Annotated in this window: 17 protein-coding genes; 7 read left to right on the top strand and 10 right to left on the bottom strand. The window is 39.7% G+C overall.

Annotated features, from left to right (window positions below):
• Positions 1-93: 93 nt before the first annotated feature.
• Positions 94-1476, top strand: coding sequence for an argininosuccinate lyase (argH, locus tag IGJ49_RS14150; RefSeq protein ID WP_062805960.1), 1383 nt, complete (start codon positions 94-96; stop codon positions 1474-1476).
• Positions 1477-1528: 52 nt separating this feature from the next.
• Here the strand turns inward: argH and IGJ49_RS14155 are convergent, their stop codons facing one another.
• Together IGJ49_RS14155 and IGJ49_RS14160 are read right to left on the bottom strand one after the other, a co-directional pair.
• Positions 1529-1996 (bottom strand): Dps family protein, encoded by a 468-nt coding sequence (locus tag IGJ49_RS14155; protein WP_062805959.1) that lies wholly within the window; start codon positions 1994-1996, stop codon positions 1529-1531.
• Between the two features lie 166 nt (positions 1997-2162).
• Positions 2163-3716, bottom strand: a complete 1554-nt coding sequence (locus tag IGJ49_RS14160; RefSeq protein WP_062806268.1) for a gluconokinase — start codon at positions 3714-3716, stop codon at positions 2163-2165.
• Between the two features lie 56 nt (positions 3717-3772).
• Here IGJ49_RS14160 and IGJ49_RS14165 point away from each other — a divergent pair, with 56 nt between their 5' ends.
• Complete coding sequence (locus IGJ49_RS14165) at positions 3773-4447, top strand: prepilin peptidase (RefSeq protein WP_062805958.1); 675 nt, start codon at positions 3773-3775, stop codon at positions 4445-4447.
• 89 nt (positions 4448-4536) lie between these two features.
• Here IGJ49_RS14165 and msrA read toward each other — a convergent pair whose 3' ends face one another.
• The 3 genes from msrA to rpoB all read right to left on the bottom strand — a co-directional run bounded on the left by msrA (position 4537) and on the right by rpoB (position 12700).
• On the bottom strand, positions 4537-5061 hold the full coding sequence (msrA, locus tag IGJ49_RS14170) for a peptide-methionine (S)-S-oxide reductase MsrA (RefSeq protein ID WP_062805957.1): 525 nt from the start codon (positions 5059-5061) through the stop codon (positions 4537-4539).
• Positions 5062-5348: 287 nt separating this feature from the next.
• A complete protein-coding gene (gene rpoC / locus IGJ49_RS14175) occupies positions 5349-9002 on the bottom strand; it encodes a DNA-directed RNA polymerase subunit beta' (protein WP_019722521.1) in 3654 nt (1217 codons plus the stop codon).
• Between the two features lie 80 nt (positions 9003-9082).
• Positions 9083-12700, bottom strand: coding sequence for a DNA-directed RNA polymerase subunit beta (gene rpoB / locus IGJ49_RS14180; RefSeq protein WP_010733925.1), 3618 nt, complete (start codon positions 12698-12700; stop codon positions 9083-9085).
• Between the two features lie 478 nt (positions 12701-13178).
• Between rpoB and IGJ49_RS14185 the strand changes: the two genes are divergently transcribed.
• Positions 13179-14162: a biotin--[acetyl-CoA-carboxylase] ligase gene (locus tag IGJ49_RS14185; RefSeq protein ID WP_438723910.1), complete on the top strand. Its 984-nt coding sequence runs from the start codon at positions 13179-13181 to the stop codon at positions 14160-14162.
• A gap of 695 nt (positions 14163-14857) precedes the next feature.
• Here IGJ49_RS14185 and IGJ49_RS14190 read toward each other — a convergent pair.
• Complete coding sequence (locus IGJ49_RS14190) at positions 14858-15091, bottom strand: hypothetical protein (RefSeq protein WP_010733923.1); 234 nt, start codon at positions 15089-15091, stop codon at positions 14858-14860.
• A gap of 421 nt (positions 15092-15512) precedes the next feature.
• Between IGJ49_RS14190 and IGJ49_RS14195 the strand changes: the two genes are divergently transcribed.
• The 4 genes from IGJ49_RS14195 (at position 15513) to IGJ49_RS14210 (ending at position 18915) form a co-directional block, all read left to right on the top strand.
• Positions 15513-15827 carry a hypothetical protein gene (locus IGJ49_RS14195; protein ID WP_438723913.1) on the top strand — a complete coding sequence of 105 codons (315 nt, stop codon included), beginning with the start codon at positions 15513-15515 and terminating at the stop codon, positions 15825-15827.
• A 35-nt stretch (positions 15828-15862) separates the two neighbouring features.
• Complete coding sequence (locus IGJ49_RS14200; protein WP_438723915.1) at positions 15863-16708, top strand: hypothetical protein; 846 nt, start codon at positions 15863-15865, stop codon at positions 16706-16708.
• 433 nt (positions 16709-17141) lie between these two features.
• Entirely contained in the window at positions 17142-17921 is a 780-nt protein-coding gene (locus IGJ49_RS14205; protein ID WP_137073063.1) for a hypothetical protein, read from the top strand.
• A gap of 226 nt (positions 17922-18147) precedes the next feature.
• Positions 18148-18915 (top strand): hypothetical protein, encoded by a 768-nt coding sequence (locus IGJ49_RS14210; protein WP_096081857.1) that lies wholly within the window; start codon positions 18148-18150, stop codon positions 18913-18915.
• 627 nt (positions 18916-19542) lie between these two features.
• Here the strand turns inward: IGJ49_RS14210 and IGJ49_RS14215 are convergent.
• From IGJ49_RS14215 to IGJ49_RS14230, 4 genes are all read right to left on the bottom strand, one after another.
• Complete coding sequence (locus IGJ49_RS14215) at positions 19543-20532, bottom strand: polyprenyl synthetase family protein (RefSeq protein ID WP_066026509.1); 990 nt, start codon at positions 20530-20532, stop codon at positions 19543-19545.
• A 22-nt stretch (positions 20533-20554) separates the two neighbouring features.
• A complete protein-coding gene (locus IGJ49_RS14220; RefSeq protein ID WP_010733918.1) occupies positions 20555-21121 on the bottom strand; it encodes a Gx transporter family protein in 567 nt (188 codons plus the stop codon).
• Between the two features lie 12 nt (positions 21122-21133).
• Entirely contained in the window at positions 21134-21544 is a 411-nt protein-coding gene (locus IGJ49_RS14225) for a NusG domain II-containing protein (protein ID WP_010733917.1), read from the bottom strand.
• Positions 21545-21786: 242 nt separating this feature from the next.
• Positions 21787-23718 carry an NAD(P)/FAD-dependent oxidoreductase gene (locus IGJ49_RS14230; RefSeq protein WP_019722800.1) on the bottom strand — a complete coding sequence of 644 codons (1932 nt, stop codon included), beginning with the start codon at positions 23716-23718 and terminating at the stop codon, positions 21787-21789.
• Positions 23719-23922: the final 204 nt, after the last annotated feature.

The following is a 23922-nucleotide window of genomic DNA, read 5'->3' on the forward strand; positions in this document are numbered from 1 at the left end:
GCAATCAAAAGAAAAGTAAGGTAAAAGCTGAGTGCGAACTCAAACAGGACCTTTTACCTGCTTTTCTTTCATTCAAAACATAGGAGGAATCACATGGATAAACTTTGGGGTGGACGGTTTCAAGGAAAAAGTGAACAATGGATCGATGCATTCGGTGCTTCGATCTCCTTTGATCAAAAATTAGCTGAACAAGATATTTTAGGTAGTCTCGCCCATGTGAAAATGTTGGCCCATACTGGGATTTTGTCCGAGGAAGAAGCGCAACAGATCATCGCTGGTTTGGAAAAACTGCAAACACGCTTAACGAATGGCACTTTGCATTTTTCGGTGGAAAATGAAGACATCCACTTGAATATTGAAAAATGCCTGCATGAGGAAATCGGGCCTGTTGCCGGGAAACTACATACTGCTCGTAGCCGTAATGACCAAGTCGCAACAGACATGCACTTGTATCTAAAAGATACGGTACTTGAACTGATTGAAAAGCTTCATTCGTTACGTCAAACGTTCGTGGAAAAAGCAGCAGAGCATACGGCTACGATCATGCCAGGATATACTCATCTGCAACACGCCCAACCGATTTCCTTTGGCCATCATCTCTTAGCGTACTATCAGATGTTTACCCGTGATCATGAACGCTTCACAGAAAGCCTGAAACGAATCGATATTTCCCCATTAGGCAGTGCGGCATTAGCAGGCACGACATTCCCTATCGATCGTTCATTCACCGCGACTGAATTAGGCTTTTCTGCGGTCTATGCAAACAGTTTAGACGCCGTTAGTGACCGTGATTTTATTCTGGAATTTTTAAGCAATGCTTCATTATTGATGATGCACTTGTCTCGTTTTTGCGAAGAAATCATTTTTTGGTGTAGTTATGAATGCCAATATATTGAACTCTCGGATACTTTTTCAACAGGCAGTTCGATTATGCCCCAAAAGAAAAACCCAGATATGGCAGAATTGATTCGTGGAAAAACAGGTCGAGTATATGGAAATTTATTTGGTTTACTCACGTTGATGAAAGGTTTGCCTTTAGCTTATAACAAAGATTTTCAAGAGGATAAAGAAGGCATGTTCGATACGAGTGAAACGATTTTAGCTAGTCTCTCGATCATGGAAGGTATGGTCAAAACCATGGAAGTCAACAAAGCCCGAATGTATGCAGCCACGCAAAAAGATTTCTCCAATGCGACTGAGTTAGCCGATTACTTGGCTGCAAAGGGCTTACCTTTCCGTCAAGCACATGAGATCGTCGGTAAACTCGTCTTACAATGTACACAGCAAGGTTGTTACCTCCAAGATGTATCTTTTGCGGAATATCAACAAATCAGTCCACTGATCGAGATGGATATCTATGATGCTTTACGCCCAGAAACAGCAGTAAAACGTCGGAATTCATTCGGCGGGACCGGATTTGATCAAGTCCAACAACAGATCGATCAAGCACGCCAACAATTACAAATAGAGAAATAAAAAAGACCCCTCACTGATCCTTATGTTCAAGTGAGGGGTCTTTCAATTCAGTTTATGCGTCAATTCCTGGTGCTTTACCTAGATGTGCTTGTATCATCCAGATGCGTTTTTCTGTTGCTGCTTTAAAATCAATGAAGATATCTTGTGTTGGATCGTCGCCTTCTTCACCAGCAGCTTCGATTCCTTTTTGGAAAAGATCTGCTAAATAGCGGTAACCCGCGACTAATGTTTCTAAACGTTCTTCCATCGTGCGATCCCAACGACCAACTTCATCAGGGATTTTTGTGTTGTCTGCAAATTCACGTAACGTTGAATAAGGTGAACCATCTAATGTGATCAAACGTTCTGAGATTTCATCTAATTGTTCATTCAAGTCGTCCATGAAGCTGTCCATCATTGGATGCAATGTCAAGAATCCAGGACCTCTCATATACCAATGTGTTTGGTGGACGATCACCGACATTTGGCTTAAATCTGCTACTAATTGATTCAATACTTCTTTGGTTTGTTGAAATTTCATGTAATTCTGCCTCCTCGCATTTGCCTATATTAAAATCATAGTAAACTTTGAGGGAAAAGTACACTAAAATCCTTTAGATGAGAACGATTTTCATCCCCAGAGTAATGCTTTTTTTTAATAGCAAAAAATCTGCCAACTAAATAGAAAATATAACTAATGTCATCATTTACGATTCGCCTTCTTCTTCTATCATCTCTATTGAGAGATACTCTCGTAGTTCCGCAAATAACTGAGAATAGCGGCTTAATTCTTGTTGTGTCGAAACAAACAAAGGATATATTTTATTGTACATGCGGCTGGCTTTTTTCTGAACAGCCACTTGTTGTGCTAATTCAATATATGCGGAAGCTTCACCTAATGTTTCGATTCTGCCTTGGCTCTGCCAACCTAATATGACTGCCCCTAACGCTGAGGCTTCTTTAACTTTTGGAAAACGGATAGGTTGTCCCAATACATCTGCCATGATCTGCCGAAATAACACTGATTGAGCAAAGCCACCAGTTGCACGTAACTCAATCACTTGATCGGGTGGACAGATACCTCGCAAAATTCGTTTGAGATTAAAACAAACCCCTTCCAGGACCGCTCGCATCATGTCTTTTTCCGTATGCCATCGTTGTAGACCAATAAAACTTCCAAATGCCTCCGCATCCCACAAAGGTGCTCGTTCACCCAATAAATACGGTTGAAAAATTAGCCCATTGGCGCCAGGCGGGACAAAAGCGATTTCCGAAAGGACTGCTTGATACGGATCTTCTCCTTGTTCCTTAGCTCGTTGAACGACATCTTGCATCAATGTATGGACCGCCCAATCAAAGATCCCTGCGCCATTACTGGTTGCTCCTCCGATGACCCAGTGTGTTTGATCCAAAACATAACAGAAGGTTTCCATTGTTGGATGGAGCTTTGGGCGATTCGAAATAAATCGTAATGCGCCACTGGTACCGACAGTTAGCGCTGCCGTCGTCTCACCAAATGCACCTAAGCCTAAATTGGATAATGGCCCATCGGCTCCACCTAAAATAAATGGAATTTCTTGATCAAAATGAAATCTCGTACGGGCTTGTTCTGTTAATTTCGTGAACTGGGTAGTCGCAGGTGCTACTCTCGGTAATTGCTCTTCTTGTATCCCTAACTCTTCAAGAATAGGCTCTGACCATTGGAAACGGTAGATATCAAAGTACCCTGTGCCAGAAGCAGTACTATAATCACTGACTAATTCAGCAAACAGCTCATAAAAAAGATAGTCTTTGATCCCTACAAAATAAGCCGCTTGCTCAAATAAATCAGGAAACTCGTTTTTCAACCAATTGATTTTGATCAATGGTGTCATTGGATGGATCGGCGTACCCGTCCGTTCATAGATCACTCGACCTTTTTCAGTTGCTTTTAATTTTTCTGCTTCATTGACGGCACGAGTGTCTGCCCAAGTAAACATACGAGTTAAAGGTTTTTTATTTTTATCTAATAAAATCAAGCTGTGCATGGCTGTTGAAAATGAAATGAATTGGATTGTCTGTGCTGGCAATTGTTGGATCACTTCATTGATGACCGTATACACTGCATGGACGATCAATTCCTGATCTTGTTCAGCCATGCCTTGAATTTCTTGGATCAGCGGGTAATGAAAGTAGGCTGTAGCTACTTCTTCTGCTTGTTCATTGAATGCAACTGCTTTCGTTTGCGTAGTACCGATATCGACCCCGACTGCAATCATTATTTTTTCCACCTCTCTTCTCCTTTTTTGCGTATCTTAATCAAAAGGAGGTTGGTCTGATGTTTCTTTATTTTATCATTGGTTGTTGCTTTGGTTCTTTTTTGTGCTTAGTCGCACAACGCGTTCCTCAAGACCTTTCTATTATTTCCCCTCGTTCACATTGTGTCAACTGTCACCAAACATTGCGTTGGTATGAGTTGATTCCATTACTTTCGATTGTCATGCAACGATTTCGTTGCCGCTCTTGTCAGACCAAACTTTCACCCATGTATCCACTGGCAGAGTTGATCAGCGGTACGCTATTTATGTATGCAGGATGCTATTCGCCAGATACAGTTCATTTGATTTGGCTATTCACTGCTTTTTTATTTTCGTTGATGGATATTTTTTACCTTGCGATCGACACTCGCATCCTCTATTTCTCATGGACTTTCTTATGGACCTACTGGGTGCTGACTGAGCAGTTTCACTTAGAAACCAGCTTAGCGTTCGGCTTGATCAGTTACGGTTTGCTGCGTTATGGGCAAGCTTATTTAGGCGCAGGCGATACGTTACTCTTACTTAGTTGGAGTGGTGGGTTAGCCTCCACACATTTTCTCATGCTTATGTTTATCGCAAGTTGTCTTGGTTTAAGTTATTTTTGTATCACTGCTTTATTCCATAAGAAAAGAAAGCATCTCCCTTTCGTTCCTTTTCTGAGTATTGCCTTATGGTTGGTCCTCTATTTCCGATAGCACAAAAAAGAAGAAGCATCTAGAACAAAATGTCCGACCTTCCTCTTTTCTTATTACTTAAAATTCATATTTTCTAGTAACTTATACTGCTAGTCTTTCCAGTTTTTTCTAAGGAATCCCGCCCGACCAGAGCCTTCACGATACAACTGATAATGGATCTTGTTTTTCTTGTAGTAATCTTGATGATACTCCTCTGCGGGATAAAAGGTCGTACGAGGTTCGATCTTTGTGACGATCGGTTGATCGAAACGGCCACTTGCTTGTAACTGTTGTTTTGAGTTTTCTGCGGCTTCACGTTCTGCTTCATCACTATAATAAATGACCGGACGATAAGAGTCCCCACGATCAGCAAACTGCCCTAAAGCATCTGTCGGATCGGTCTGTTGCCAATAAATCTCGACCAATTGTGCATAGGTGATGATTTCAGGATCATATTCGATTTCTACCGCTTCCGTATGACCTGTTGTTCCAATCGTCACTTGTTCGTAGGTTGGATTTGGTACATGTCCTCCAGTATAACCGGAAGTAACGGAGAGGATACCTGGTTGTGTTTCAAACGGTTTGACCATACACCAAAAACAGCCACCTGCAAATACAGCTTTTTTCACTGCCATTTCTTATCAGCTCCTTTGGTTTTATCATACTCGTTTTCATTGAAATAAATAGTAATATGCTTATTTTACCCCCTACCGGTATTTTTAGCCTATTTTTATTGTTTTTCTTTTAATATTTGAAAACTTGTGGATAAATTTTGGTACACATAATAATTATCCCCTGTGGATATCTATTACCATTTCTTTTATCCACAGTTACCTTTTACTTCCTTGATTCTAGTTTATCCACAAAAAAAAGGTCAAGTCCCTCAAACAGGAACTTGACCTTCTTTATGTGAACTCATGGTTTATCGTGTTTGTTCATTCATTGCATCTTCGGCAGCCATTTGTGCTTCGATGTCAGAAATACTATACACGTTTTCACTTGCAACGCCAACTTCTTTTGGTTCCATGTTGCGGTAACGTGGCATACCAGTACCAGCTGGAATGATCTTACCGATGATAACATTTTCTTTCAAACCAAGAAGTGGATCTTTTTTGCCTCGGATCGCAGCATCAGTCAAGACACGAGTTGTTTCTTGGAAGGATGCAGCTGATAAGAAGCTGTTTGTTTCTAATGATGCTTTTGTGATACCTAGCAAGACTGGACGAGATGTCGCAGGAACGCCACCAGCAACTAACGTATTGTAGTTTTGGTCTTTGAAGTCTGCGATATCTAACAGTGTACCTGGCAAGATTTCTGTATCGCCTGGGTCCATGACGCGCACTTTACGAAGCATTTGGCGAACCATTACTTCGATATGTTTGTCGCCGATTTCTACCCCTTGCATACGGTAAACGCGTTGTACTTCACGTAATAGATAGTTTTCAACAGATAGAACGTCACGTACTTGCAACAATTGTTTCGGATCGATTGATCCTTCTGTCAATGGTGCACCACGATGGATCATATCGCCTTCAGCGACTTTCATACGTGCAGTATAAGGCACTGTATACGTACGTGTATCTGTTTTCCCTTTGATTGTTACTTCTTTGGTACGTGTAGCAGGATCTTCAGAGATATCGATGACATCCCCTGTTACTTCAGTAATCACTGCTTGCCCTTTCGGATTACGTGCTTCAAAGATTTCTTGGACACGAGGAAGACCTTGAGTGATATCATCTCCGGCAACCCCACCCGTATGGAACGTACGCATTGTTAACTGAGTACCTGGTTCACCGATTGATTGAGCGGCGATCGTACCAACTGCTTCTCCGACTTCAACGTCAGAACCAGTTGCCAAGTTACGTCCGTAACAATGTTTGCAGACACCATGTTTTGTGTTACATGTGAAGACAGAACGGATCGTTACAGTTTCAACACCTGCATCAACGATTTGTTTTGCAACATCTTCAGAGATCAATTGATTTCCGGCGATGATCATTTCGTTGGTTTCAGGATGACGAACTTCTTTACGTGTGTAACGACCAATCAAACGATCTTCAAGAGATTCGATGATTTCATTTCCTTCACGGATTGCTTGGATCTCAAGACCGCGGTCAGTGCCACAATCTTCTTCACGAATGATGACATCTTGGGCAACGTCAACTAAACGACGTGTCAAGTAACCAGAATCGGCTGTCTTCAAGGCTGTATCGGTCATTCCTTTACGAGCCCCGTGAGTTGAGATAAACATTTCCAAGACAGAAAGTCCTTCGCGGAAGTTCGAAATGATCGGCAATTCCATGATACGTCCATTCGGTGCGGCCATCAATCCACGCATACCAGCAAGCTGAGTAAAGTTGGAGATGTTACCACGGGCACCAGAATCTGACATCATGAAGATTGGGTTTTTTGCTTCCAAACCTTCCATCAGTTTTTGTTGGATGCTGTCTTTCGCAGAGTTCCAAACAGCGATTACTCGTTCATAACGCTCGTCGTCAGTGATCAATCCACGACGGAATTGCTTCGTGATCGACTCTACTTGTTTATGTGCTTCGTCAATGATCACTTGTTTTTCATTCAAGACACTGATGTCGGCGATCCCTACAGTGATACCTGCATGTGTTGAATGTTTGTATCCTAAGTCTTTCATACGGTCAAGCATCTTAGATGTTTCAGTTACTTTGAAACGTTTGAAGACTTCGGCGATGATGTTTCCTAAGTTTTTCTTCTTGAATGGTAAAACTAGTTCTTGTTCTTTGATGTGAGCAGGAATATCTGTTCCAGCTTCAACAAAGTATTTGTCCGGTGTTTGGACAGTCAAGTTGAAGTCAGTTGGCTCATTCAAGTAAGGGAATTCTGGTGGCATGATCTCGTTAAAGATGATCTTACCAACAGTCGTGATCATCGTGCGTTCTTTTTGCCATTCTGTAAATGGTTTGTCCCCTAATGTCGTTGGGTTCACACCAATACGTGAATGTAAATGAACGTAGCCATTACGCCATGCGATGACTGCTTCGTTTTGGTCCCTAAAGACCATTCCTTCGCCTTCACGACCTTCTTCTTCCATTGTTAGGTAGTAGTTTCCTAAAACCATATCCTGAGAAGGTGTAACAACTGGTTTACCATCTTTTGGATTCAAGATGTTTTGAGCAGCTAACATCAGCATACGTGCTTCTGCTTGTGCTTCTTCGTTCAACGGTACGTGAACGGCCATTTGGTCTCCATCGAAATCGGCATTATAAGCTTCACATACCAATGGATGCAAACGGATCGCACGACCTTGGACAAGAACTGGTTCAAATGCTTGGATACCTAATCTGTGAAGCGTAGGTGCCCGGTTCAATAGAACTGGATGTTCTTTGATGACGTCTTCTAAGACATCCCAAACTTCATCTTCTTGACGTTCGATTTTGCGTTTCGCATTTTTGATGTTTGAAGCAAGTTCACGTTGAACTAATTCGCGCATCACGAATGGTTTGAACAATTCGATCGCCATTTCTTTTGGTAATCCACATTGGTACATTTTCAAGAAAGGACCTACGACGATAACTGAACGACCAGAGTAGTCGACACGTTTACCAAGTAAGTTTTGACGGAAACGACCTTGTTTCCCTTTCAACATATGAGAAAGAGATTTCAATGGGCGGTTACCTGGTCCTGTGACAGGACGGCCACGACGACCGTTATCGATCAACGCATCTACCGCTTCTTGTAACATCCGTTTTTCATTTTGAACGATGATTCCTGGTGCATTCAAGTCTAACAAACGTTTCAAACGATTGTTACGGTTGATCACACGACGATATAGATCGTTCAAGTCACTTGTTGCAAAACGTCCACCTTCTAATTGGACCATTGGTCGTAGATCTGGTGGGATGACAGGGATAACGTCCATGACCATCCAGCTTGGTTCATTGCCAGAAGCACGGAATGCTTCTAAAATGTCCAAACGACGGATCGCGCGTGTACGTTTTTGTCCTTGTGCAGATTTCAACTCTTCTTTCAATTCAGCCGCTTCGCCATCCAAATCAACGTTATCAAGTAATTGTTTGATTGCTTCCGCGCCCATTGCTGCTTGGAATTCTTGGCCATATTGTTCACGTTTTTCGCGGTATTCGCGTTCAGTCAACAATTGTTTTTTCTCTAAGCTTGTGTTTCCTGGTTCAATAACAACATATGAGGCAAAGTAAATGATTTCTTCTAATGCGCGTGGGCTCATGTCTAATACAAGACCCATACGAGAAGGAATACCTTTGAAATACCAGATATGTGAAACAGGTGCTGCTAATTCGATATGACCCATACGTTCACGACGAACTTTTGAACGAGTCACTTCCACACCACAGCGATCACAAACGATTCCTTTATAACGGATACGTTTGTATTTTCCGCAGGCACATTCCCAGTCTTTTGTAGGACCAAAAATCCGCTCACAGAACAACCCTTCGCGCTCAGGTTTTAAGGTACGATAGTTAATCGTCTCAGGTTTTTTTACTTCACCGTAAGACCAGCTTCTGATTTTTTCGGGAGAAGCCAAACCTATTTGCATACTTTCGAATTTATTTACATCGATCAAAAGGGGTTCCCTCCATTTCGTTTAATGGCAAAACCGTAAGGCGGCTGATCTTCGACCGCCTCACAGTATCTCAGACCGGATTAGTCTAAATTATCTTCTGCGGTTTCAAAGTTTTGGATGATATCTTGTCTTTCATCTTCGACTTGTTCAGCAGCTTGTTTTTCTAGTTCTTTTGCTGTTTGTTGTTCAGCGAATTTTGTCAAAGCATCCACTGTGATCAAATCATCGTCTTCGTCATCCATGTCGCGAAGTTCGATCTCGCTGTCTTGGATGTCTAGGACACGCATGTCTAATCCTAGTGATTGTAATTCTTTGACTAATACGCGGAAGGATTCAGGTACACCTGGTTTTGGAATTGGTTCACCTTTGACGATTGCTTCGTATGTTTTCACACGTCCGACTACGTCATCTGATTTGTATGTCAAGATTTCTTGTAAGGTATAAGCCGCACCGTATGCTTCCAGTGCCCAAACTTCCATTTCCCCAAAACGTTGTCCACCAAATTGCGCTTTACCACCTAATGGTTGTTGCGTAACTAGTGAGTAAGGTCCAATTGAACGTGCATGTAACTTGTCGTCAACCATGTGAGCAAGTTTGATCATGTACATCACACCGACAGACACACGTCCGTCAAATGGTTCACCTGTACGTCCGTCATAAAGAACAGTTTTCGCATCGCTAGCCATACCAGCTTCACGAACTGTTTCCCATACGTCTTCATCACTTGCACCATCAAATACTGGTGTTGCTACGTGGATGCCTAATTGACGCGCAGCCATCCCTAAATGCAATTCCAATACTTGTCCGATGTTCATACGTGATGGTACCCCTAGTGGGTTCAACATGATGTCGATCGGTGTTCCATCAGGTAAGAATGGCATATCTTCTTCCGGCATAATACGGGAAACAACCCCTTTATTACCGTGACGTCCGGCCATTTTATCCCCTTCATGGATTTTACGTTTTTGAACGATATACACACGAACTAACATGTTGACACCTGGTGATAATTCATCGCCAGCTTCACGAGTAAAGATCTTCACATCGTGAACGATCCCGCCTCCACCATGCGGTACACGTAGAGAAGTATCACGTACTTCACGTGCTTTTTCACCGAAGATCGCATGCAATAAACGTTCTTCTGCTGAAAGTTCAGTTACCCCTTTTGGTGTTACTTTACCGACTAATAGGTCACCGTCTTGGACTTCCGCCCCAATACGAATGATCCCCATTTCGTCTAAGTCTTTCAATGCGTCTTCACCGACGTTCGGGATTTCGCGAGTGATTTCTTCAGGTCCTAATTTTGTATCACGAGCTTCTGATTCATATTCTTCAATATGGATCGATGTGTACACATCGTCTTTGACAAGACGACGACTCATGATGATCGCATCTTCGTAGTTGTATCCTTCCCAAGTCATGAAACCGACTAAGACGTTTTGTCCTAGAGCCATTTCACCTTGTTCCATTGATGGGCCGTCTGCCAAGGTATCCCCTTTTTCGACTTTCTCACCTAAATGAACGATTGGGCGTTGGTTGTAACTTGTTCCAGAGTTTGAACGACGGAATTTTGTTACTGAATATTTGTCTAATGCGCCATTGTCACGACGTACGCGGATCTCAGAAGCATCAACAAATTCAACTACACCATCGTGTTTACATAGTAACGCAGCTCCTGAGTCATGAGCTGATTTATATTCCATACCAGTACCAACCCAAGGTGCTTGTGGATTGATCAATGGCACTGCTTGACGCTGCATGTTGGCACCCATCAAGGCACGGTTGGAGTCATCGTTTTCCAAGAAAGGAATACATGCTGTCGCTACCGCAACTACTTGTTTCGGTGAAACGTCCATATAATCGACTTTATCGATCGATACTTCTAAGTTTTCACTTTGGGCACGAGCCATGACGATTTCTTCAGCAAATGTACCGTCATCATTCAACTTACTGTTTGCTTGGGCAACGATATAATGGTCCTCGATGTCTGCTGTCAAGTAATCGATTTGTTCTGTCACACGGCCAGTTTCACGATCAACACGACGATACGGCGTTTCGATAAAACCAAATTTGTTTACTTTCGCGTAACTAGATAAACTATTGATCAACCCGATATTTGGTCCCTCAGGCGTTTCGATCGGACACATACGGCCATAGTGGGAGTAGTGAACGTCACGTACTTCATAGCCGGCACGGTCACGAGTCAAACCACCAGGTCCTAAGGCAGAAAGACGACGTTTGTGTGTCAATTCGCCCAATGGATTTGTTTGGTCCATGAACTGAGACAATTGTGAAGAACCAAAGAATTCTTTGATACTTGCGACAACTGGACGGATGTTGATCAATTGTTGTGGTGTCAATGTTTCTGTATCTTGGATCGACATTCTTTCACGTACAACACGTTCCATACGTGCTAATCCGATACGGAATTGATTTTGTAAAAGTTCTCCGACAGAACGGATACGACGATTTCCTAAGTGGTCGATATCGTCCACGTTGCCGATGCCTTCCATCAAGTTCAAGAAGTAGCTCATTGAAGCAACGATATCCGCTGGACGAACAGTTTTCACTGTTGTGTCTGGGTAGCCGTTACCGATCACGTTGACTTCACGTTCTGGGTCTTTTGGTGAAAAGACTTTGATCACTTGGACAGTCATTGGATCAGTGACTACGCCATCTTCTGTTGGGTAGTAAGTCACTGAGTTCAAACCATTGTCGATGAACGGTGCTAATGTTTCCATCACTTGATGGGTCAAAGCTGTTCCTTTTTCAACAATGATCTCGCCTGTTTCAGGATCAACCAACGTTTCAGCTAACGTTAAGTTCAATAGACGTGTTTTCAAGTCTAATTTTTTGTTTACTTTGTAACGACCAACATTTGCTAAGTCGTAACGTTTTGGATCAAAGAAGCGGGCATTCAGCAAGTTACGTGAACTATCTGCTGTTTTTGGTTCGCCTGGGCGAAGACGCTCGTAGATATCTTTTAATCCTTCTTCTGTTCTAGAATCACTTGCATTTTTGTGTAAATCTTTTTCAATCGTGTTACGTAATGTTTCACTATCCCCAAAGATTTCAAAAATCGTGTCATCTGAACCGAAACCTAATGCACGAACTAACACAGTCAATGGAATCTTACGTGTGCGGTCGATACGTACATAAGAGATGTCTTTTGCATCAGTTTCCATTTCTAACCATGCACCACGGTTAGGGATCACAGTGGAACCGAATCCTTCTTTACCGTTTTTGTCTACTTTCCCATGGAAGTAAACACCTGGTGAACGGACTAATTGGGAAACGATAACACGTTCCGCACCGTTGATGATGAATGTACCTTGCTCTGTCATCAATGGGAAATCACCGAAGAATACTTCTTGAGCTTTGATTTCGCCTGTTTCACGGTTTGTTAAACGTAAAGTCACATGTAATGGTGCAGAGTAATTTGCGTCATGTGCGCGTGCTTCTGCTACTGTGTACTTTGGTTCTTTCAATTCATAATCTACAAATTCCAAAGAAAGATTGCCATTGAAGTCATCGATTGGCAAAATATCTTCAAACATTTCTCTTAGTCCTTCATCCAAGAACCATTGGTACGAGTCTGTTTGAATTTCGATCAAATTTGGTAATTCCAACACTTCACTGATTCGTGCGAAACTTCTACGTTCGCGATGTTTTCCGTATTTTACTACGTGTCCAGCCAAGCTCTTCACCCCTCTAAAATGTCATTCAAAAAGACTACCCGATCAATTGTTACAACAATATTAAAATTATTATATTTAGGTAACAACAGACATTTTTTGCGGCTTTTAGGCAAAAAAAAACCAAAAATAGAACGTTCTCTTGAGTACTTGCCTACGTGAGCTTCTACTTTTGTTTCCTTATATTAAAGCCGAAACGGACAATATTTCGTTTCTGCCTTCGCTTCATCAGATAGTTTTTGCAACTTCATATAATACACTGTTTAAACGTAAAAGTCAACACTTCCTGGCGTTTCCTGTAAATTTTCGTAATTGTTTCTTAATCTTTCTTTTTTGTTCCAATTTCGTCCATTCCTAATTGAGTGACTCTTCCTTACAAAATCTTTTCGTCTTTATAGCGACTCAAACAAAAAGTATGACGCGCTGTCCTCATTCGATCGTAAATCTGCTAATATATAAATAGTAGAAAGGAGCTTGATCGATGACGACAAAAGCCAAGGTACTACACCTTTTAAAAAATACTCCGACATTTCTATCCGGTGAAAAAATCGCCCAACAACTGAATGTCTCCCGAACGAGTATTTGGAAAGCCATCAAAGAATTAGAAAAAGAAGGGTTTCGCTTTGAACATCAAGCGAAAGGGTATCGTTATCTCCCCTCTGATGTATTGGATCCTGTAGAGATTTCCCAAGCATTATCTTCTTTTGACGTTCAAGTGAACGTTTTATCACAATCGGAATCGACGATGAAAGATGCTAAATCGGCATCTAATATGGATACTACGAAACCTAGTTTATTTATCGCGGATACACAAGAACAAGCCCATGGACGTTTTGGACGTTCCTTTTTCGCTCAACCAAGTCAAGGAATCTACATGAGCTTATTATTGCATCCACAAAAGCATTTTGAGGAATTGCCACAATATACGTTGATTGCTGCCAGTGCATGTGTCAAAGCGATTCAAGAAACGACAGGAAAACATGCCATGATCAAATGGGTCAACGATATCTACCTTGAAGGGAAAAAGGTTTGTGGAATTTTATCTGAAGCGGTAAGCGATATGGAAAGTGGTGAAATTCGTTCGGTGATTATTGGTGTGGGCTTGAATTTTTCGATCCCTCACACGCAATTTCCTGATGAGATCCAGCAAAAAGCGACCTCCTTGTTTCCTGATGGTAAAGCATCGATGACTAGAAATCAATTGATCTGCGCGATTTGGAAACATTTCTTTAGGTATTTAGCCGACCATTCGCACACCTATTTTGATCTTTACACAGAACGGTCATTTGTCCTAGGTAAGTCTGTCAGCTTTACCCGAAAAGGAAAATCTTATCAAGGAATTGCCCAGGCAATCGGTCCAAAAGGAGAACTGATCGTAGATACGCCAAACCAGCGCTTCCAACTACTCTCTGGTGAAGTCAGCTTAACAGAAATCGATGGGCTACCATCAGCAAAAAGAGGCTAGTTCGTTTCCTAGCCTCTTTTTTATCAATGGTGGGTTTGTCATGCTCGCTTTATTTTTCATAAGCTTGATGTCACGAGAAAACATGCAAACTTCTTTACGATGTACTATATTTTTCTACTATATGCTTGATTCTATGTTTGAGGTACTACATTGTGTGTTTTATTTTACTTTTGTGTCTACATCTAATTTCTATGTTTGTTCTATGTTTTAACTCTATGTTCAATATCCTTTTTAAATAGGATAGTACTATGTGCTATTGTCAGTAGCAGTAGAACAATCAAACTACTGCCTGTCAATACTAATGGACACCTGATAACATTTGCCTACGCTTTTATCTAGATGCGCTGTCGCAATCTGTGATGCACGTCGTCAAGCAAGTGAGACCGAGCAACTATTTTTCCCCGAAATAGTTTTCGGCAATCAAGTGATGTTCTATGTGTGTTGTTTCCTCTATTTACTACTTCTAAGTCATTCATAAGCTTATCTATTGAAGACCAACGATCGCTTTCTCCACTTCTTCCTATACGAAACCCTCTTCCATTTAACGCCCCCTTTTTTGTTTTGCTGTCGTTCTGTTTGTATCATAACACATAAAAAAATGAATGAATTCTTTTGTATTGAATTACAACATTTTTTATTTTCACATTAGATTCAGCGATCTCTTACTGGCTCATCCCAACCTCAATGGACTATTCTCAAATTTTGCAAAATTGTAATTGATTCGCTTTAGAAGAAGAAAAATATTCAATCTTCAAGTTGAATTTTTTTATAATCAAACAGCGGATCAAAAATTTATCTGCCGCAGACAAAGGTTGCTGATACTCTTCTTCAATATCACGAAATGAAAAATTTCTATTCTTCTCACTTAGTTTTGTTACGATCTCAATCACCGTTAATTGCGTTAATTCTGATGTATATTGTTTTCTCACAGCTACTCTCCTTTATTCATAGCGTTCTTTAATTCAGAATATAGCATGGATTTTTTCTTGCTGGGAACAATTTTTTCCAAAAACAAAAAAAGATTGTTTTAAATAAACAAAACAATCCATTTGAGTGATTTAATCCATAACATGAACGAAAGTCACCTCTGCTCTGCAAATCAATCCAAAATAACACCTTTTAGAAAAGATCAATACTAAAAATTTACACATTATAGAAATAATCGGTACATACCACGAGTTGAAAAATGATATTTTTTTTTTATATTAATAAAGATAATTAAGGAGAAACAATGGAGAAACCTAAAAAAATATAGAGGTGACAAGATTTTTAAATACAGCCATCAGAGATGGTGTTCTAAATCCACAAGCAATCGGTCAAGAAAGCTTATCTCGCTTGAGATTACACATATTGATCAAAGAACAATTGTTAACTATAAATTTAAAAGCACCGAATCTTTCTGACAACGTTTTTCAGAGAATCAGTAGACAATTAGATGTTGTAAAAAAATTCTCACAACAAACAGCATCGATCACCGCTGAAAATATCCAGTTGTCTGCTAAACAAATTGACCAGAAAATTGAGCGTTTAACCGAAAAAGACAGAGAGTTAAATGAACAAATCAGGGAAATTAAAAGTGAAGTAAAAAACTTTCGAGCAGAACAGCCAATCCGGATGAATATAACAAGGCAAAAACCAAACTCAATAACGCAAATAAAGAACTAAATAATAATCAAAATAACATCTACAGTCATCGCGCAATGAAGCTTGTCCTAAAAGAACAAGAACGCCGGCAAACGAAAAGTGTTCGCCGAGAATCTGTCGATCAGTCGCCGAGACGACAATCCGTTTCTCAAGTAACATCTGAACCTCGTCAGTCCGTCGCACAAAAGCTTTCTAGGCCTCGGCAATCACTCGCACAGCAACAGGAAAAACGAACAGAAAAAATCGATAACCTAACAGAAAAGATCATAAATACAGAGAGAACAATACAGGCGCTTGCAAAAGAAAGAGATGGTCTCGTTAGCAACCCTAACGTAAAAGAAGAATTCGCTATATATACTGAAGGCATCCAACTTCATCGAAAACAAGCAGACAATCTTTACCGTCAACTGGAGACGATTGATTCAAAGACTGCAACGAAGTTAGAAACAAAATTTGCTGATTCCCCTTATGGCAAAGTCGCGTGTCCATTAACACCTAAAGAAATCTCTGCAATCAAAGTAGAAAAAGCTAATGAAAAGTTCAATCAATCTTACCGCAATTCATCTCCTGAACCTAAAATGAACAAAAATCTAAGAATAGACACGGGAAAAACCCTCTCAGAGAAAGAGAAAGCAGCCGAACAGAAAAAGTTTATCCAAGAAACTAAACGTAATTTGCAGAAAATTGAGAGCAAATTGCAAAAATACCAAAAACGGAAAAAAAGTATCATCGGTCTGATTGCGAATGCCTTTCAAAGAAAAAAAATCCAAGGTTTAAAGGAAAAGAAAACTGATTTGATAAACAAACTCGAGCAACCGCAAAAAAAAAAACCACAAAAAGGTATCCTAAAACCAACATTTAAAGAACAAGTAACTGACGCTCATAATAAACAAGAACCATAAATGAAAAATCAAAAACCGCGTGGAGATCGAACACAATCACCGAGTTTTAGCAGATCATGATCATCGCCCACACAGATAAAGATTTTCTAGCTAAAGTGGTTCAACAAATCCATATATTTAGTTATTTTATATACTTTATTTCATTACAAAAAGAGACATAAAATTATAATGAAAAAGCTCTGCCATTCGATCAGTCCACCTGCTTCAATTTCAATTTTACAACGTTTTATTATCTCATCATTTATATCAAAAATTTTCCTTAATAGAAATTATTGACACTAATTAGCAATAAAAAGATGTTATGTTTATTTATATATAACAATAAGAGAAGGAGATAGATATGGCTAAGAACAAGCAATATAAACCCAAATTAAACAATGAGGGGAAAACAACGATCACTCACCTCTCGAATCAAATTATCGACTCTGAGAATATGATCGAAAAATTCAAGGCACAACGAAAGGAGCTTGGAGATTCTTCAAAATCTTCAAAAAAATATCAGGAACTGACAGATGCTATCAAAAATCATAGGAAAAGAATTCATGTTTTATATAGAAGAATCGAAAATATTTCACCCGCACATGCGGATAGATTGGAAAAATACATAGATAACCATTTCACTCAAGACAAAAGCGTCACGAAGAGCAATGAAAAAATCATGAATGAACCAATCTATGAAACCATTCCTGAAGTTAGGAAAAAAAGGAAGGAAGAGATCGATGTCCCAATCACATTAAAAAGGGCTCGATCAAAAGAAGAAATTCAGTCGGCTGTTAAATCTGCTAATGTTAGATTCAACGAATCTCATAAAAATATATCTTCAAAGTCATATGATAAAAGAGAGAAAACAATCGAAATCAAAAAAAAACCAATTAAGGATACTAGGAGTCAAAAACTTACGCTAGATAAAGCTGAGAAAAAGTTGCATCAAACGGAAAAAAAACTAGCTACTTTCCAAAAAAGAAAGAAGAGGTTAGTTGGCAGAATCATGAATTTATTTGGTGGGAAAAATAACGAAAAATTAATGAACCAAAAAAAATTATTGATTGATCAAATTAAAATTATAAACGGAGAGCCTGTTAAAGGAATTCTGAAACCGTCATTGACCGAGAAGTTAGCTAACGCACAGGAACAGGTCAAAGTGAACGCCCAAGAAAAAGCAAATCCAACACTGAACAATCGACCAAAAACTAATCCTGCTCTTTCAAAGTAAAACAACTTCACACTAAAAAAAATAATCTAGGATATTGATCAAAAAATGATCAATATCCTTTTTCTGCTATCAAACAAGCTTTCCTCCTCGTTGCTTTCTCGCTCGTATTTCAAGAGCAACAAATGCTTACACTAATTTTCCTTACTTAGAAATTATCGATATCAAACACGAAGATTAAAATGCTATTTTTGTTTATGTAACAAAGATGAGAGATGAGGAACTAATTATGGATAATCGTAAAGAAAATATTATGTCAGTAGAAAAGATGAAACAGCGTTCTAGGAAATTAAGTAAGCATCTACCAAAAAGTCCTGCTACAGAAATCAAACAACTGACAAAAAGCCTGATGAATACAGTAGCTAGAATCCAAGAGCTAAAGGAAAAAAGAGAACAGCTTAGTGATCATTCCACATCTTCAAAAAAATATAGGGAACTAACAGCTGGCATCAAAAATAATGAAAAAAGAGCACAAGAATTACTTGATAAAATCGACAAGTTGTCGCCAAAACAAGTAGATAAACTTGTCGAACGATACACAGACTCTGCTGAACCGATCTACGAAACAATTCCTAGTGATACTAAAAGGAATGAAAAAGATGCGCCACTCCCTGAAATACGTGACCGAACAAAAAAAGAAGTGGTAAATGCTGTTACGGAAGCGAATCGTAAGTTCAATGAAACACATAAAGATATATCTAAAGAACCTTATGCAAATCGACAGCCAAAAATAAAGTTTGATGCAAAAACATTGATAAATGGAATGGATAAAGAGGAGCCTTCCCAAAAACGCGATCACACAGACAAAGAAGTTGGGAAGGCTAATCATAAGGTGCAGACCCAATCATTACAAAAAAAGATTTCACCTGAGACTCAGAAATTTACATTGAAAGATAGGATCAATCATGCACATCGCCAAACAGAAAACAATCATCTAAAACAAGATAGCCACTCGCGAAACAATCGACCACAAACTAGCCCGAGCCTTGGAAGATAAAAAATAAAAAAACTAGTGATTTCCTTATCAGTCAGGACTGCATAAGGCTTTCACTGGTTTTTATTGACTCATTTATTCTTGTCATTCAGCGACATTTCCCCCAAAATGTTAACGATACTGATTGTCAGAATAAACAAAAAAATGAATGTTTTAACTACTTGTTTTGTCCATGGTTCACTCAATATTATGTATTATTTCTTATGTGCTTTGATTTCCCTCCTTTATTCTTCCTCCGTCACTTTATGTACTTACGTCCATAAATAAAACGATGTAAGCCCCTGTTCGATAAACGACCCATGTCCATTCTATTGATGGTTCATGTTTTTAAGAGCAACCAACTACTGATACGTATGGAACTACTAAATGGAAATCAGTCACCATGCGATACCTATTATTTAGCATACCTCTTTCTTTCAGAAGGTGCAAAACCACTTTTTCTGTGCAAAGAAAAAAATGAGTCTGGGACATTAGTCACCTTGCATCTCCTAGAACCGAATAAACGGTGTTCCAGAAGCAACCCCTTCAGAAATAAGCGTGAAACCCCAAAAATTTGAAGAACAATTTTCTGGGTTTCACGCTTATTTCTCGGAGCTGAACACTTCTGTCACAACCACATTTTTATATAACTTAGTCTGCCCGTCTTAGGATCAATGACGTCAAAGTCTCTAATGTTTCTTTTGTTTGTACCGAGGTATTTGGCAATTTTTTGATTTCTTTTAATGCTTGTTTCGTATAGGATTCTGCCAACTTCTGGGCGCTTTCGACCCCTTGTGCCTCAATAACTAATTGTTGAACCTTCTCAGCTTCTGCTTGTGTCATTTGTTTTTCTTTGGACAAATATTCAAGTAATTCTGCTTTTTTGTCTGTTTGTAACGCATAGATCAAAGGTAAAGAATACACCCCTTGACGAATGTCTTCCAATACAGGCTTGCCGATGTCTTCGCTCTGTTTTGTATAATCTAAAATGTCATCAATGATTTGAAACGCCATACCGATCGCTAACCCGATATCCCCAGCTTTTTTTGCAAAACGTTCGCTTGTGCCACTTTCGTATGCACCTACAAAACAACTCAGTTGAAAAAGTTCAGCGGTTTTACCAGAAATATTCTGTAAGTATTCTTCAACCGTCAACTGGGTATTGTATCTATCATCCATTTGCCCGAGCTCGCCATTCAATACTTTTTCCATACTTCTTGCATTTAATTGCATACTCTTTAAGGAGGAAGTATATTCGGACAAGAGTTTAAAACAACAAACAAATAAATAATCTCCGGCATAAACAGCGACACTATTGCCAAAACGGCTACGTAAGTTTGGCTGTCCTCTGCGTAAGTCAGCTTCATCAACGATATCATCATGGATCAACGTCGCAATGTGTAGCATCTCAATAGATGCTGCCAACGAAATGGCTTTATCGCGATCTTGCTCCGGGCCAAATTGAGCAAATAATAGTTGATACGCCGGACGCAGTAACTTCCCACCTGCATGAATCGTTTCTTTTATCGCTTCTTCTACTGGTTTGTTTTTCAGCCGAACAACACTTTCCATTTTTTTTAGTGTTTGGTTCAATTCCACTTGGATCGTTGGATAGTCCACCCACATTTGATGTAACTTCATAAAAAAACTCCTTGTATAACGCTTATTTTTTCAGAAATACCGATTGCCATTGACTATTGGTCTGTCGATCATAGTCTGCTTGGAAACGCTGAAGTGTTCTCACATGTTTCAGCAGATAATTAGCAGCTATCCCTATGGCCAATCCTGATAGAATACCTAGGAATGACAAAATCGGTAAGTAGAGCATGACTGTCCATGATTGAGCGATAAATGACGCGGTCAATAACTGACCGACATTATGCATAAATCCACCTGTCGCGCTGATGCCAATAATGCTAACCCTTTTAGGACCCAGTTGTTTGACTATCAACATCCCTACATAACTCAACAACGCACCACTCATACTATAAAGAAACGTCGAAATCGTGCCGCCTAATAACGTGGTCAAAAATAAACGCAACCAAAGTAATAAGAAGCTATCTCGTTTTTTCATTGTAAAAATTGCCACAATCGTAATCAAATTAGCCAATCCTAGTTTTGCACCTGGCGCAAAAGCGAAAGGATAAGGAATCATATTTTCCAATAAACCGATGATCACACCTTGGGCAACTAATAAAGATATATAGATCATTTTTTGTAATTTACTCATGACGTGAACCGTCTAATAAATCAGACTGTCTTCCCCACTCCCGTCTGTTGATCGCACTTCGATCACTAATTTGTGAGGCAAACAAACGATTGTTTCACCATTATTCGTTGCCCATCCTCGGCGAACACAAATCTGGTCGTCGCAGTCTGCTTCTTTGATCCGAATTCGTTCCCCATCGATCTCGATCACGTTTTTGTCGCCATGATCATCTTCGTATAAATAGGTATAAGCTTTGGTTTCAGTTACCAACGGAAACGTTTTGATTTCTGTTCCATCGACTCGTAGCACTGCTTCTTTATTTGGTGTTGCATCCACTTGTTGATAACTAAAGATGACAACCGGCAAGAATGAGAGCATGACTAACAAAAGAATAATGATGATATCCCAAGGTTTTAATAAACTTTTTTGAATAAATTCTTTCAAGTACTCACTCCCTTTTTCTCCTCGTTTGATTGCTCCAATTTTACCATGAATAACGAAGGTTGTGAATGAGAGGCACAACACAGCTAATTCAAGGATTTGAGCGATTCATCATCTTTATACGAACCTATTTAAGAAAAAGATGAGCTTGGAATGTTTGCACACCCCAAGCTCCTCCTTATTTCTTCTCATATCATGATTTTAGTTGCTAAAATCATTTGGATTATTTGAATTGTTAACTTTCTCTATTCGCCGTAACGTGCCTTTGGTTTCCCGTACCACCAATTACCGAGTGTTTTCTGTAACCAAGGAATCACCCAACGATCCAAACCGATCGCACGACCTGAACCATTCATCAAGGCAAACGCCACAAAGATGAACCAGATGTTTACCCAGTAGAACATACCAGAAATACAGAATGTGATAACTAAAACAATCGTTGTTGCACTACATAACCAAGTGAATAAACCGGCAATCAATGCTAACGCTAACGCGATTTCAAAGAAGACCATGAATTTTTGGAAGAACATCGCTACATCGTTATTTGGCATGATGACTTGCATGATGCTGTTGAACCAGTCTGGTGATTTATCGATCACTGCCATTGGTTCTTCACCATATGCGTAGCTCAAGCCAAAATGTGCCGCTTGTGTTGCTGCTTCTCCAGTTGTTGCACCTGCACCGCTCGCAGCTGTTGTTGCATCACCTGCTGCTGAAGCACCACTTGCTACATCTGCTACATTGTATTCCCAAGTCCAAGGGAACACACTGTTACCAGTAAACCATGAACCTTCACCAAACCAAGTACTTGGTTTTAATACTTCACCGTTACCAATCATTTTCTTAGAAGCTTCAACTAACCAAACGAGACCGTAGAAGATTCGTAATGGGACGCTCCATAAAACATTGCCGTAACGAGAAGAATGTCCACGAGTCACATTGCGATCATCTTTGATATGGAAGAATTCGTGCATCATATATTGGAACATATAATAACCTGAACGGATATCAAAGAAATATTTCAAGTTGACGATATGCTTCATGATAATTGCTAAAAAGCCACTTAAATGGATCTTGTCAAATAAGTTCGCTACACCCCATTTGGCGCCGACAGAAACCATAAATCCTTGGTAGTTCCCTTTAAATTTATGTTTCTCGCCACCTTTGATCGAAGCCACGATATTCGCTGCAGCTGTATGACCGGTTTGTTCTGCGGCTTGAACGATTTGTGGTGTTGGTGTATTAGGGAATTCTTCGTAATACACTAAATCACCAATGATGTAGATATTTTGTTCTTCATAGCCTTTTGCTTGCATATATTCGTTTGCTACTAAACGTTGGCCACGTGCAGTCTCTAATCCGAAATCAGCCGCATCGGTTGTTCCTTTAACACCTGCTGTCCAAATCAAGGTATGCGTAGGCACTTCACGACCGTCTTTTAATTTGATATGGTCAGGAGCGACTTCAACGATTGGCGCATTCAACAATAGCTCAACATTCTTTTTATTTAAATAACGTTCTGCTTTGGCTGCATCATTACGATCCAACATATTCAAAATCGTTGGCATTGCTTCAACAACCATTAGTGTAATCTCATTTGCATCTAGTTTGTAGTCTTTGGCTAAACGATCTTTCCAATCCACTAACTCACCGATCATTTCGATTCCCGTAAACCCAGAACCACATACAACAAACGTTAACATTGCCTTACGCAATTTTTCGTCTGGTTCTAATGCTGCTTTTTCGACCGTTTTCTCAATGTGCTTACGGATCTTAACGGAATCTTCAAATGACCAAAGAGTAAAGCCATTTTCTTTAACACCTGGTGTACCAAAATCATTTGGTTCACCACCCATACCTAAAATCAATTGATCGAATGGATAAGCGCCTAATTTGGTTTTGACGATTTTTTTCTCTTTGTCGATGCCAATTACTGTATCAGTCACTAGATCTACATTTTTTTGTCTTGCAAATAATCGTTGTAAATCGTACTGGATCGCCTCTGGTTCCACACGTCCGCCTGCAACTTCGTGAAGTTCTGTCATCATCGTGTGGTACGAATGACGATCAATCAATGTGATTGTTACGTCTTCTTTTTTCAGTTTCTTCGCTAAGTGTTTTGTAGCTGAAACACCCGCATAACCAGCACCCACAACGACAATATTTTGCTTTGTCATTGAATATCCGCTCCTTATTTTTCATCTATATAAATTATTAATAGTTGATCGTTTTTTCAATTTGATAATGATTACACAATCTTTATACATTATATAGATGTTTTGTATATTTGTCTAACACCTTTTTATGTTTTTTTTATTACAATAAAAACGCCTGTTTTTCACGAAATTTCCAGAAAGAAAACGCTCAATTAAATCACTGTC

Source organism: Enterococcus sp. AZ171 (assembly GCF_051714005.1).
Taxonomy (GTDB): domain Bacteria; phylum Bacillota; class Bacilli; order Lactobacillales; family Enterococcaceae; genus Enterococcus_B; species Enterococcus_B pernyi.